Origin of the sequence: Tomitella cavernea (assembly GCF_016599145.1) — a bacterium.
Taxonomy (GTDB): domain Bacteria; phylum Actinomycetota; class Actinomycetes; order Mycobacteriales; family Mycobacteriaceae; genus Tomitella; species Tomitella cavernae.
In genome coordinates this window covers 132,646-146,930 of record NZ_JAENKO010000002.1, presented here as the reverse complement: position 1 = coordinate 146,930, position 14,285 = coordinate 132,646, and the positions used below count along the sequence as shown (strand labels likewise).

Annotated in this window: 3 protein-coding genes (1 of these 3 running past the window's edge); all 3 read left to right on the top strand. The window is 68.2% G+C overall.

The window, feature by feature from the left end:
- The first annotated feature begins 74 nt into the window (after positions 1–74).
- The gene (fusA, locus tag JJ683_RS01975) at positions 75–2,177 is read left to right on the top strand and encodes an elongation factor G (RefSeq protein WP_200170985.1); all 2,103 of its coding nucleotides are present in this window, start codon (positions 75–77) and stop codon (positions 2,175–2,177) included.
- 206 nt (positions 2,178–2,383) lie between these two features.
- Positions 2,384–3,574: an elongation factor Tu gene (gene tuf / locus JJ683_RS01970; RefSeq protein WP_182347946.1), complete on the top strand. Its 1,191-nt coding sequence runs from the start codon at positions 2,384–2,386 to the stop codon at positions 3,572–3,574.
- Between the two features lie 315 nt (positions 3,575–3,889).
- A protein-coding gene (locus tag JJ683_RS01965) for a non-ribosomal peptide synthase/polyketide synthase (RefSeq protein WP_200170984.1) crosses the window boundary here: on the top strand, positions 3,890–14,285 show its start. The gene runs 23,369 nt beyond the window's last position; 10,396 of the gene's 33,765 nt are visible here — the first part of the coding sequence; the start codon lies at positions 3,890–3,892; its stop codon lies off the right edge, out of view.

The following is a 14,285-nucleotide window of genomic DNA, read 5'->3' as shown; positions in this document are numbered from 1 at the left end:
CACGCCGGCGCAAGAGAATCCCGGGCCCCAGCAGGGTCCACCGAATCACCGAGTCACGAGCGGGGAAGAATCCTGTGGCACAGGACGTGCTAACCGACCTCAAGAAGGTCCGCAACATCGGCATCATGGCGCACATCGATGCCGGCAAGACCACGACCACCGAGCGCATCCTCTACTACACCGGCATCAACTACAAGGTCGGCGAGACGCACGACGGTGGCGCCACGATGGACTGGATGGAACAGGAGCAGGAGCGGGGGATCACGATCACCTCCGCCGCCACCACCTGTTTCTGGAAAGACACCCAGATCAACATCATCGACACGCCGGGCCACGTCGACTTCACCGTCGAGGTGGAGCGTTCGCTGCGCGTGCTCGACGGCGCTGTCGCGGTGTTCGACGGCAAAGAAGGCGTGGAGCCGCAGTCCGAGCAGGTGTGGCGTCAGGCCGAGAAGTACGACGTCCCCCGCATCTGCTTCGTCAACAAGATGGACAAGCTGGGCGCGGACTTCTTCTTCACGGTGCGCACCATCAAGGAGCGCCTCGGCGCGACGCCGCTGGTCCTGCAGGTGCCGATCGGCGCCGAGGACCACTTCGACGGCGTCGTCGACCTCGTCGAGATGAAGGCGCTCACCTGGCGCGGCACTGTGGCGCCGGGCACCGAGCCAGTCATCGAGGAGATCCCCGCGGACCTCCAGGAGACGGTCGACGAGTACCGGGAGAAGCTCCTCGAAGCGGTCGCCGAGACCGACGAGGCCCTGATGGAGAAGTACTTCGGCGGCGAGGAGCTCACCACCTCGGAGATCAAGGGCGCCATCCGCAAGGTCACCATCGCCAGCGAGCAGTACCCGGTGCTGTGCGGCACGGCGTTCAAGAACAAGGGCATCGAGCCGATGCTCGACGCCGTCCTCGACTACCTGCCGACCCCGGTCGACGTCGAGGCCGTGCAGGGCCACGCGGTGGACAACCCCGAAGAGGTCCTCGTCCGGCACCCGTCCAAGGACGAGCCGTTCTCGGGCCTCGCCTTCAAGGTGGCGGCGCACCCGTTCTTCGGCAAGCTCACTTATGTGCGCGTCTACTCGGGCCACATCTCCTCCGGCACCCAGGTCATCAACTCGACCAAGGGCAAGAAGGAGCGCATCGGCAAGCTCTTCCAGATGCACTCCAACAAGGAGAACGCCATCGATGAGGCCCAGGCCGGCCACATCTACGCGTTCATCGGGCTCAAGGACGTCACCACCGGTGACACGCTCTGCGACCCGGCCAACCCGATCATCCTCGAGTCGATGTCGTTCCCGGAGCCGGTCATCGAGGTGGCGATCGAGCCGAAGACCAAGTCCGACCAGGAGAAGCTCGGCACCGCGATCCAGCGGCTCGTCGACGAGGACCCCACCTTCAAGGTCCACTTGGACGACGAGACCGGCCAGACCGTCATCGGCGGGATGGGCGAGCTGCACCTGGACGTCTTCGTCGACCGCATGCGGCGCGAGTTCAAGGTCGAGGCGAACATCGGCAAGCCGCAGGTGGCCTACCGCGAGACCATCCGCAAGACGGTGGAGAAGTACGACTACACCCACAAGAAGCAGACCGGCGGCTCGGGCCAGTTCGCGAAGGTCATCATCAAGCTGGAGCCCTGGGAGGGCGAGGAAGGCGAGACCTACGCGTTCGAGAGCAAGGTGACCGGCGGCCGCGTGCCGCGCGAGTACATTCCGTCGGTCGACGCCGGCATCCAGGACGCCATGCAGTACGGTGTCCTCGCCGGATATCCCATGGTCAACGTCAAGGCCACGCTGCTCGACGGCGCCTACCACGAGGTGGACTCCTCGGAGATGGCGTTCAAGGTGGCCGGGTCGATGGCCTTCAAGGAGGCCGCGCCGAAGGCGAAGGCCGTGATCCTCGAGCCGCTGATGGCGGTCGAGGTCATCACGCCCGAGGACTACATGGGCGAGGTGATCGGTGACCTGAACTCCCGCCGTGGCCAGATCCAGGCCATGGAGGAACGCAGCGGTGCCAGGGTCGTCAAGGCCACGGTCCCGTTGTCGGAGATGTTCGGCTACGTCGGAGACCTTCGGTCGAAGACACAGGGCCGAGCGAACTACACCATGGTGTTCGACTCCTACGCCGAGGTTCCTGCGAACGTGGCCAAGGAGATCGTCGCGAAGGCCCACGGAGAGTAATCTTCGTCTCATCGCGCGCCGGACACCAGGGCGACGGTGGGACACTGCACTGTTGACACGCCGTGTTCGATCCACACAGTGATCGGCACACAGTGTTCGCGGTGGTTCCCGCCGGTCGGGCCCTGTGCACGACCAGAAGTACTGACCAGAACATCAACTGCACTGCTGCCAGGCAGCACGCAACGATAAGTCCAGGAGGACAACCAGTGGCGAAGGCGAAGTTCGAGCGGACGAAGCCGCACGTCAACATCGGGACCATCGGTCACGTTGACCACGGCAAGACCACCACCACCGCTGCCATCACCAAGGTGCTCGCGGATGCGTTCCCCGACCTCAACGAGCCGTCGGCGTTCGACACGATCGACAAGGCGCCCGAGGAGAAGGCTCGTGGCATCACGATCAACATCTCCCACGTCGAGTACCAGACCGACAAGCGCCACTACGCGCACGTCGACGCCCCGGGTCACGCCGACTACATCAAGAACATGATCACAGGCGCCGCCCAGATGGACGGTGCGATCCTGGTCGTGGCCGCCACCGACGGCCCGATGCCGCAGACGCGTGAGCACGTGCTGCTCGCCCGCCAGGTCGGCGTGCCCTACATCCTGGTCGCCCTGAACAAGGCCGACATGGTCGACGACGAGGAGATCCTCGAGCTCGTCGAGATGGAGGTCCGCGAGCTGCTGGCCAGCCAGGACTTCGACGAGGACGCGCCGATCATCCCGATCTCCGCGCTCAAGGCTCTCGAGGGCGACGAGAAGTGGACCCAGTCCGTCCTCGACCTCATGAAGGCCGTCGACGAGTCGATCCCGGACCCGGTGCGCGACACCGACCACCCGTTCCTGATGCCCGTCGAGGACGTCTTCACGATCACGGGTCGCGGCACGGTCGTCACCGGCCGTATCGAGCGTGGCGTGATCAACGTGAACGAGGACGTCGAGCTCATCGGCATCAAGCCGACGGCCACCAAGACGACCATCACGGGCATCGAGATGTTCCGCAAGCTGCTCGACCAGGGCCAGGCGGGCGACAACGTCGGCCTGCTGGTGCGCGGCATCAAGCGTGAGGACGTCGAGCGCGGCCAGGTCGTCATCAAGCCGGGCGCCTACACCCCGCACACCGAGTTCGAGGGCCAGGCCTACATCCTGTCCAAGGACGAGGGCGGCCGTCACACGCCGTTCTTCAACAACTACCGCCCGCAGTTCTACTTCCGCACCACCGACGTCACCGGCGTCGTGGAGCTGCCGGAGGGCACCGAGATGGTCATGCCCGGTGACAACACCGACATGTCCGTCAAGCTGATCCAGCCGGTCGCCATGGACGAGGGCCTGCGCTTCGCGATCCGCGAGGGTGGCCGCACCGTGGGTGCCGGCCGCGTCACGAAGATCATCAAGTGATCGACTGACCACAGCCGAGGAGCGGCGCCGATCCTGCGGGGTCGGCGCCGCAGTCGTGCCTGGTGTCGGCTAAACGATGGATTTTCTGTCGGGGAGCGCCAGTGGGTATCGTCGGGTGGTCTGCTGGTGGTAATGCCAGTGGTTGAATGGCACCATTCCGGGTAACGGAGGTGCACCGGTGCGGCGATGTAGCAACCGGTAGCGGAATCGGCCGGGTCGGGTTCGGGTGGTCGGCGTATCGGCGACGGCCGCAATGTGAAGCGTGCGCGTGCAGCCTGTCTCGGGGCAGCTGTCCGAGCGGTGCGAAGGGAGCGGATGTTGGTGCCTGGGGTCGAGGGGATCTACGGGGGTCCGGCCGGAGAGGTTCCGGAGGGCGCGTTCCCGTTGTCGCCCGCGCAGTCGGGCATCTGGGCGGCGCAGGAGGTCGCGCCGGACGTACCGGTCAACATCGCGCAGTACATCGATGTGCGGGGCGAGCTCGACTTCGACATATACAATGAGGCGAATGTCCGCGTCGGCCGGGAGCTGGGCTCGGCGTTCCTGCGCTTGATCGAGGCGGGCGGGCGCCCGTACCAGATCGTCGACCGCGCCATCGAGGACTCGGTGTCCTACGTGGACCTGCGCTCGGCGGCGGATCCGGAGGCGGCGGCGCTGGCGTGGATGCGGCGCGAGTATTCCGCGCCGCTGGACATCTATGCGGACCGGTTGACGGTCGCGGTGGTGCTCCGTCTCGAAGCGCAGCGCTATTTCCTCTACACCCGCGTGCACCACATCGCGCTGGACGGCTTCGGCGGGATGACGATGATGAACCGCCTCGCAGAGGTGTACAGCGCGCTGGTCGAGGGCAGCGAGCCGCCGAAGTCCAAGGCGCGCGAGCTCGATCGCATCCACGCCGCCGAGCTCGAGTACCGCGGCTCCTCGCGGTTCGAGGCGGACCGCGAATACTGGGCCCAGCGCACGCATGACCTGCCGGAGCCGCTGAGCCTGGCGGGCAGGCAGGCGGAGGCGCAGGTGCCCAGCATGGTCGCAAGCACCCCCCTGCCGCCGGCGGCGGAGGAGGCGCTCGAGAACAACGTGGGGCGCTCGTCGGTCGCGCCGATGCTCATCGCCGGCGCGGCGGTGTACCTGGCGCGCGTCACCGGCCGCGACGACGTTGTGCTCAGCCTGCCGGTGTCGAGCCGCACCACGGCGGTCATGCGCAACTCCGGCGGAATGGTGTCGAACGTGGTGCCGCTGCGCGTGCGCGTGGTGCCGGAGGAGACCGTCGGCGGCCTCGTCGCGGGCGTGCAGACCGAGCTCATGGGGGCGTTGCGCCACCAGCGGTACCGCCACGAGGACATTCGCCGCGATGCGGGCTTCGATTCGACGCACCGCGGCTTCTTCGGCCCCGCCGTGAACATCATGCTGTTCCACAGCGAGGTGCGGTTCGGCGGCGCGACGGGGCACTTGAACGTGCTCTCGACCGGCCCGGTCGAGGACCTGGCGATCAACATCTACCAGTCGGTGGCCGGCTCGCAGATCCACGTGGACTTCGAGGCGAACCCGGCGCTGTACGCGCAGGAGAAACTCGGCCGGCACCACGAGCGTTTCCTGCATTTCCTGGGCGAGTTTATGGGCGTCGACGAATCGACGGCGCTGGGGGATCTCGAGCCGGTGGGCCGCGCGGAGCGCGACACCGTGCTGTATGAGTGGAACGACACGGCGGAGTCGTACGAGCACGCGACGCTGATCGAGTTGTTCGATGCCCAGGCCGCCGCCACCCCGGACGCGACGGCGATCGCCTTCGGCGGGCGGAAGTGGAGCTACGCGGAGTTCGCCGCACTGACCAATCGGCTCGCCCGCTACCTGATCGGCCTCGGCGTGGGACCGGAATCGCGGGTCGCGTTGGCGACGCGCCGGTCCGTCGAGATGGTCGCCGGGATGTACGCGGTGCTCAAGGCCGGCGGTGCCTTCGTGCCGCTCGACCCGGAGCACCCGGTCGAGCGGAAACGCTATGTGCTCGAGTCGGCGCATCCCGAGTGCGTGCTGACGACACGCGCCGATGCACCGGACCTGCCGAGCGGTGTCGGCGGCTTGGCGATCGACAAGCTCTCCCTGGACGCCTACGACGGATCGGCGGTCACCGACGCCGACCGCAAGCAGCCAGTCCGGGTCGACAATGCCGCCTACGTGATCTACACGTCCGGCTCGACCGGCCGGCCGAAGGGCGTCGAGGTCGGCAGGAAGGCGATCGCCAACCAGGTTCAGTGGCTCGCGTCCCGGTACGCGCTGAGCCCGCAGGATGTCGTCCTGCAGAAGACGCCGTTCACGTTTGACGTCTCCCTGTGGGAACTGTTCGCGCCGTTGGCCGCCGGTGCGCAGATGGTCATCGCCGAGCCGGAGGCGCACCGGGATCCGGTGCGGCTCGCGGAGGCGATCGCGGAGCACGGGGTGACGGCCACGTCCTTCGTGCCGTCGATGCTGTCCGCATTCATCGACGCCACGCGCCCCGAGGACAGCTCGTCGTTGCGGTTGGTTCTCGCGGCAGGCGAGGTGCTGTCCGGCCCGACCGCCGATCAGTTCGCCCGGTTCAGCAGTGCGGAGTTGCACAATCTCTACGGTCCGACGGAGGCCGCGGTGCACGCCACTGCGGCGCCGGTGCAGACGGACGGCGCCCGCGCGGTGCCGATCGGCGGCCCGGTGGCGAATACGCGCACGTACGTGCTCGACTCCCGGCTGCGGCCCGTCCCGGTGGAGACCGTGGGCGAGCTGTACCTGTCGGGCGCGCAATTGGCTCGCGGGTATGCGGGGCGCAGCGATCTGACTGCGGATCGGTTCGTCGCGGACCCCTTCGGTGCACCGGGCGGCCGGATGTACCGCACGGGGGACCTGGTTCTCTGGCGGACGGACAGGCAGCTCGAGTATGTGGGGCGCGCGGACCATCAGGTGAAACTGCGGGGGCAGCGCATCGAGCTCGGTGAGATCGAGTCGGTGATGCTCGAGCAGGATGGCGTGCGCGCCGCTGCCGCCGCCGTGGTCGACACTCCGCTCGGGCGTCGGCTCGTCGCCTACGCTGTGCCCGCCGGCGACGCCGAGATCGACTCGGCGGACGTGCTGGCCGGAATCGGCGCTGCACTGCCCGGCTACATGGTGCCGGACATCGTGGTCCCGCTCGCGGAGCTGCCGCTCAGTCCCAGCGGGAAGCTGGACCGCAGATCCCTCCCGGTCCCCGAGTTCGCCGGGGGCGACGCCGAGTTCCGGGCCCCGACGACGGAGGTCGAGCAGGCGTTGGCCGGGGCGTTCGCGGAGGTCCTCGGGGTCGACGAAGTGGGGGTCGACGATTCGTTCTTCGCGCTCGGCGGGGACAGCATCGTGGCCATCCAGCTGATCACCCGCGCGAAGGAGCGGGGGCTGGTCTTCAAGGCCCGGGACGTCTTCGAGCGTAGGACAGTTGCGGGGCTGGCCGAAGTGGCGGAGCCTGCGGACCGGGCGCGGGCCGAGGTGCTCGAGGAGTACTCGGGCGGCGGCGTGGGTCCGGCGCCGTTGACCCCCATCGCGCATGCGATGCGGGAGCGCGGCGATTACGGGCGCTATGCGCAGGCAATGGCGGTGACGGCGCCGGCGGGGGCGGAAATCGGACGCCTGGTGGCCACGCTGCAGCATGTGGTGGACCACCACGATGCGCTGCGGGCCCGTTTGGATCGGGACCGGCTGGTGTTCCAGCCCGCCGGAGTGGTCGATGCGACCCCGATGGTCGAGCGTTGCCGGGTCGGATCCGACGTGATGGGGGATCCCGAGCGTTTCGCCGAGGTCGAGCATGCGGCGCTTGAGGCCGCGGCGGACCGTCTCGATCCGCATGCCGGCCGCATGATCGAGCTGGTGTGGTTCACTCCCGAGGGCGGCGATGCGGCCCGGTCCGGCGGCGATGGTGACAACGACGCACCGGCTGACGATGCCGATGGCGCCGCTGCCGAGCGGCTGCTGATCGTCGTCCATCACCTCGCCGTCGACGGGGTGTCGTGGCGGATCTTGCTCCCGGATTTCGCCGCCGCATGGGCGGCATGCGCGGCGGGTGCGGCGCCGGATCTGGCCCCCGCGGTCACCTCCGCGCGCCGGTGGGCTTACGGCCTTCAGGAGAAGGCGGCATCGCGACGCGGCGAGTTGGACGAGTGGCGCTCGATGCTCGACGAGCCGGATCCGATGATCGGGACCGCCCCGTTCGATTCCGCCCTCGACACCGGGGCGACGGTGCGCCGCGCGTCCGTGGAGTTGTCCGCCGCCGAAACCCGCGATCTGCTCATGACGGTGCCGACGGCGTACGGGGCGGACGTCAACGACGTGCTGCTCACCGGCTTGGCTCTCGCGGTCGCACGGTGGCGCGCAGAATACGGCGCGGCGCATGGCTCCACGCTGGTGAGCCTTGAGGGGCACGGCAGGGAGGAGGATCTCCTTCCGGGCGCCGATGTCTCACGCACGGTCGGCTGGTTCACCTCCGAGTTCCCGGTGCGCCTCGACATCGGCGGGATCGATGTCGATGACGCGTTGGCGGGCGGTGCGGCGGCCGGAGAGGCGCTCAAGGCCGTCAAGGAGCAGCTGCGGGCGATACCCGGCCGGGGGATCGGGTTCGGCCTGCTGCGCCACCTGGACCCGGAATCCGCGGCCGTGTTGCGGGAGCTGCCTGCCCCGGAGTTCACGTTCAACTATCTCGGGCGGGTCTCGGCGGGCGACATTCCCGAGGCGTTGCGCGAGTTCGGCTGGATGCCCGCGGGCAATGCCGGGGATCTGAAGGCCACCATGGGCCGCGCGATGGCGCTGAACTCTCCGCTGGAGATCAATGCGATCTCGGCTCCGGGCGCGGACGGCGAGCGGCTGGCGGCCGCCTTCTCCTTCGCTTCGCGCGTACTCGACGAGCACCGCGTGCAGCACCTGGCCGACTTGTGGACGTCCGCGCTGCGGGCGCTCGTCGCGCATGTCGCGGACGGCGGCGCCGGGCTGACGCCGTCGGACGTGCCGCTGGTGTGCGCCGACCAAAGCCAGCTCGATGCCTGGGCCCGCGACCATGCCGGGATGTCCGACGTCTGGTCTCTCTCGCCGCTGCAGGAGGGGTTGTTCTTCCACGCGCTGTTCGCGGAGCGGAGCCTCGACGTCTACACGGCGCAGATCGTGCTGGACCTGCACGGCAGCGTTGACGCCGAGCGCATGCACGCCGCCGCGCAGCGTCTGATCGACAGGCACGGGAACCTGCGGGCCGCCTTCGTGCAGGACGAGTCCGGTGCGCCGGCGCAGATCGTGCTCAACGGGCTCGATGCGCCGTGGCGCGTCGTGGACCTGACCGATCTGCCGCCGCAGGAGCGTGACACGGAGCTCGATCGGATGCAGACGGACGACCGCACGCGGAAGTTCGACATGGCGGCACCGCCGTTGATGCGGTTCAGCCTGGTGCGGCTCGCTCCCGATACGTTCCGGCTGGCGATCACCAGCCACCACATCCTGCTGGACGGCTGGTCCACCCCGCTGTTGGTGCGCGAGTTGCTGATGTTGTACGCGGGCGACGGGGACGCCTCGGTGCTGCCGCGGATGCGGCCGTACCGCGATTACCTGAGCTGGCTGTCGCGGCGTGATGCCGAGGCATCACGCGAGGCCTGGGCGCGGGAGCTCTCCGGCATCGGTGAACCGACGTTCCTCGCGCCGCGGAGCCCGAACCCGGATGCGCCCGCCGAGCCGGTGGATCTGGACGTCGACGTGGACCCGGGCCTGCGCGACGGGCTCGAACGCCTCGCCGCGGACGCGGGCGTGACGCTGAACACCGTGGTGCAGGCGGCGTGGGGGATCGTGCTGTCGCGGCTGACCGGCAGCCGCGATGTGGTCTTCGGCGCCACGGTATCCGGACGCCCCCCGCAGCTTACGGGCGTGGAGTCGATGATCGGCCTGTTCATCAACACCGTGCCTGTGCGGGTCCGGCTCGCGGCGGACGAGGCGGTCGAGGGCTTGCTGCGCAGGATCCAGGACGCGCAGGCCGCGCTGCTCGATCACCACCACGTGGGCCTGGCGGAGATCCAGCGCCTGGCCGGGGTGGGCGAACTGTTCGACACGTTGACGGTCTTCGAGTCGTATCCCGTCGACCGCAGCGGGCTCACCGCGCAGACGGACATCGCCGGGATGTTCGTCGACGACGTGTCCGTGGTCGATTCCACGCACTATCCGCTGGCGCTGATGGCGCTGAAGGACCCGGAGCTGCGGTTCCGGATCAAATACCTGCCGGCGTCGTTCGACCGGGTGATGGTGGGCCAGCTCGTCGAGCGGTTGCTGCGCGTGCTCGACGGCATGGCGTTCGACCCGTCCGCGCCCGCGGACGGTATCGAGATCCTCGATCCGGAGGAGCTGGCGCGCTTGACCTCGGTGCGCGGCGGTCCGGCGCTCGAGCCGCGCACGCTGGCGCAGATCCTCGAAGGGGCGGCCGCGGCGAACCCGGACGGCGTCGCCGTGGAATCCGGCGACCGGCGGATGAGCTACCGCGAGCTCGATCGGCTGTCGAACCGCCTCGCGCGCGTGCTCGTCGCCCGCGGCGTGGGCCCGGAATCGTTCACGGCGCTGGCGATCAGCCGCTCGATCGAATCGATCCTGGGCATCTGGGCGATCACCAAGGCGGGCGGCGCGTATGTCCCCGTCGACCCGACGTACCCTGCCGACCGGATCGCGCACATGGTCGGCGACAGCGGCGCGGTGCTGGGGCTGACCGTTCCCTCGGAGCGCACCGCCCTGCCAGACGCGCTTGCATGGACGGACATCGACGCCGAATCCGTCGCGGCGCTCACCGCAGGGTACTCGGACGCGCCGCTCACGGACGCCGAGCGACTCGCGCCGGTGTCGGTGGACGGCGCCGCCTACATGATCTACACGTCGGGCACCACCGGGCTGCCCAAGGGTGTGGTGGTCACGCACGGCGGGCTGGCGAACTTCGCGGCCGAACAATGCGAACGGTATGAGCTGTCGACCAGCTCGAGGCCGATGCATTTCGCGTCGCCGAGCTTCGACGCGTCCGTACTGGAGCTCCTGCTCGCTTTCGGTTCGGGTTCAACCCTGGTCATCGCTCCGAACGACCTCTATGGCGGCCCCGAGCTCGCGCGCTTCCTGCGGGAGGAAGCCGTATCCCACGGTTTCATCACTCCGTCGGCGCTTGCGTCGGTGGATCCGTCGGGTCTCGACGATTTCCAGTACGTCGTGGCGGGAGGCGAAGCGGTTCCGTCGGACTTGGTGCAGCGCTGGGCTCCGGGGCGGCGGTTGTTCAACGGCTACGGCCCGACCGAGACGACGATCATGACCAACATCAGCGATCGTCTGCACCCGGACGACGGTGTGACCATCGGCGGACCGGTCCGCGGGGTGGAGGCGCTGGTCCTGGACGATCGGTTGCGCCCGGTCCCGGTCGGGGTCCGCGGCGAGCTCTATATCTGCGGGCCGAATGTGGCGCGCGGATACCATGGGCGTGGTGCATTGACCGCTGCACGGTTCGTCGCCAATCCCTTCGGCGGCGACGGCACGCGCATGTACCGCACGGGCGATGTCGTGCGGTGGATCGAGGATGATGCCGGCGTTCTGACGATCGAATACGTCGGTCGCAGCGACTTCCAAGTCAAAGTCCGCGGCTTCCGGATCGAGCTCGGTGAGATAGACGCGGCTTTGACCCGGCATCCGGACGTGGAGTTCGCGACGACCCACGGCCAGGAATTGCCGTCGGGCGCGAAAGCGCTCGTGTCCTACGTGCTTCCGAGCGACGGGGCCGAGCTGGACACGGCCGAGTTGACCCGATTCGTCGGCGAATCGTTGGCGTCCTACATGGTGCCGTCCGCGGTCGTCATCCTCGGCGAGATTCCGCTGACGGCCGTCGGAAAACTGGACCGCGCTGCACTGCCGAAAGCCGATATCAGCGGGGCGATCGGCGAGTTCGTCGCACCCCGTGATCCGGCAGAGGCCCTGGTCGCCGGAGTCTTCGCCGAAGTGCTCGGTGTGGAGTCCGTCAGCGTCACGGATTCATTCTTCGAGCTCGGCGGCGATTCATTGATCGCCACCAAGGTGATCGCGCGGATCAATGCGGACGAACAAGCGCGGCTGGGAGTTCGCGATCTGTTCGAGGCGCCCTGTGCGGCGGACCTGGCTGCGCGGCTCGACTCGGCTCGAACGGCCGGCGGCGCGCGCCCCGCCCTGGCTGCGCGGACGCGGCCTGAGCGGATTCCGCTGTCGCTGGCACAGCGCAGCATGTGGCTGATGAACCGCTACGATCGCTCGTCGAGCGCCTACAACGTCCCGATGGCGGTGCGCCTGACCGGGGAACTCGACGCGGAGGCGATGTCGGCCGCGGTGCGGGACGTCCTCGGGCGGCACGAGTCGCTGCGTACCTTCTACCCGGATTCGGACGAAGGGCCGTACCAGCGGATCATTCCGGCGGACGACGTCGCCACGGACCTGGTTCGGCAGCCGGTCACCGACGCTGATCTGCACAAGACGCTGAACGACTTCGCTGCACTGGGCTTCGACGTCGCCGAAGAAGTGCCGGTGCGCATTCGTCTGTTCGAGATGAGGCCAGACGACCACTACTTGATCCTCGTGGTGCACCACATCGCGGCGGACGGAGCTTCCTTGATGCCGCTCGCGCGGGACGTCATGGTGGCGTATACGGCGCGCTGCTCCGGCCGCGCGCCCCAGTGGGAGCCGCTGGAGGTTCAGTACGCCGACTTCGCATTGTGGCAGCATGAGGTCGTCGGCGATCCGGCGGACGACGATTCCCTTGCCGCGCGCCAATTGGCGTTCTGGGGGCGCGAACTCGCGGGGCTGCCCGAACGTCTCGAATTGCCGACAGACCGTGCGCGCCCGGCGCGGCAGTCGATGAACGGCGACCACATCGATTTCACGATCGATGCGGAACTCACCCGGGGGCTGAACGACGTCGCCGCCTCGCATAATGCGACGTTGTTCATGTTCGCGCACGCCGCGCTCGCCGCACTGCTTGCGCGGCTTTCCACCAGCGACGACATCGCGGTCGGTACTCCGATGTTCGGCCGGGGGGACCGATCACTGGACGATTTGGTGGGCATGCTCATCAATACGCTGGTCCTCCGCACCGAAGTGGATCCGGCGGCTCCGATTTCGGAGTTGATCGCTTCTGCACGGGCAGCGGATCTTGCGGCATTCGACAACGCCGACGTGCCGTTCGAGACTGTCGTGCAGTCCCAGGGGGTCGTGCGCTCCAATGCGTACGCGCCGCTGTTTCAGGTCATGCTCGCCTTCCAGAACAACGCGCAGGCGACTCTGGAGTTGCCCGGGCTCAGGGTGAACGTGCTTGCGGACATGGCGGAGTCCGCCAAATACGATCTGACGTTCACGCTTTCCGAACAGGTCGGTGAAGACGGCGCGGGCGGCGGCATCGACGCGCGCTGCACGTACGCGACCGATCTGTTCGACCGGTCGACCGTGGAATTGATCGTGCAGCGGTATGTCCTCGTCCTCGAAGCGTTCGCGTCGGACGCGGCCGTGGCGATTGGCGATATAGACATACTCACCGACAAGGAGAAAGCCCAGTTGGCTCCTGCCGAATCACAGCGTGTGATGACGGTCCGTGAATTGCCGCAACTGTTGGCGGCGGCTGTGCGCGTCGATCCCGAGGCGATCGCCGTGGAGCAAGACGGCATGCGGGTGACCTACCGCGAGTTCGACGAGCGTATGAAGCTGCTCGCCGGGACGATGGCCGAGCGCGGGATGGATGACCAGGCGATCGTCTCCGTCGTCCTGTCCGGGCTGGTGCCGACGATAATGACCGCGCCCGAAGGCTTCGGAGCCGTTCTCGACCAGGTCATCGCGGACGCGCACGCCCTGGTCGGCGATATCGAGATCGTGCCTGACGAGCCAGCGGTGCACACGGCGCCCGGCGACGAACCGGATCCGGACGGCTGGCCGTTGACCAGCGCTGCGGGGCGCTGGCAGGAACTGGCCGCGCAGGATCCGGATGCGCTTGTGGTCGTCTCCGGCGAACAGCGGCTCACCCGCGCGGAACTTAACTCCCGCGCCAACGCTCTCGCCCGGGAGTTGCAGTCGTGCGGCGTCGGTCCCGACGACGTGGTTCCGCTGATCGTGCCACGTTCGGCGGAATGGGTGGTCGGCATGCTCGCGGCGTGGAAGGCGGGTGCGGCGTACTGTCCGCTGGATCCGGCGTGGCCGCTCGAGCGCATCATCGATCTCGTCGGCGTGCTCGATGCGTCGGCGGTGGTGACCACGTCCGGTTGGCGGCCGGGGTCCGATCTGCCGTTCACGACGATCGCTCTGGATGATCCCGCCACGGCCGTACGTCTGGCAGACCGCGATGACACGGACCTCCCGGACGCCTGGGCGGACGCCGCGGCGGGGGACCGGCTCGCGTACGTGATCACCACCTCCGGATCGACGGGCAAACCGAAGCCGACGATGGTGCCGATGCGCGGTGTGGCCAACGACTTCCAGTGGTACCGCAGCGCATTGGACTTCCGTGCCGGCACCGGCGTGCTCGTCGCCAATTCGCCGCTGTTCGATCAGACGCAGAAGAACATCTGGCTCTCGCTCGGCTTCGGCGGCGTTCTCCACCTCGCCGCCGACGGGTTCGATCCGCAGTCGATTCTGCGGCAACTGGCCACCGGGGACATCGCGGTCGCGAACATGGCCCCGAGCGCCTTCGAGGTGCTGGTGGATCTCGACACCGCATCAG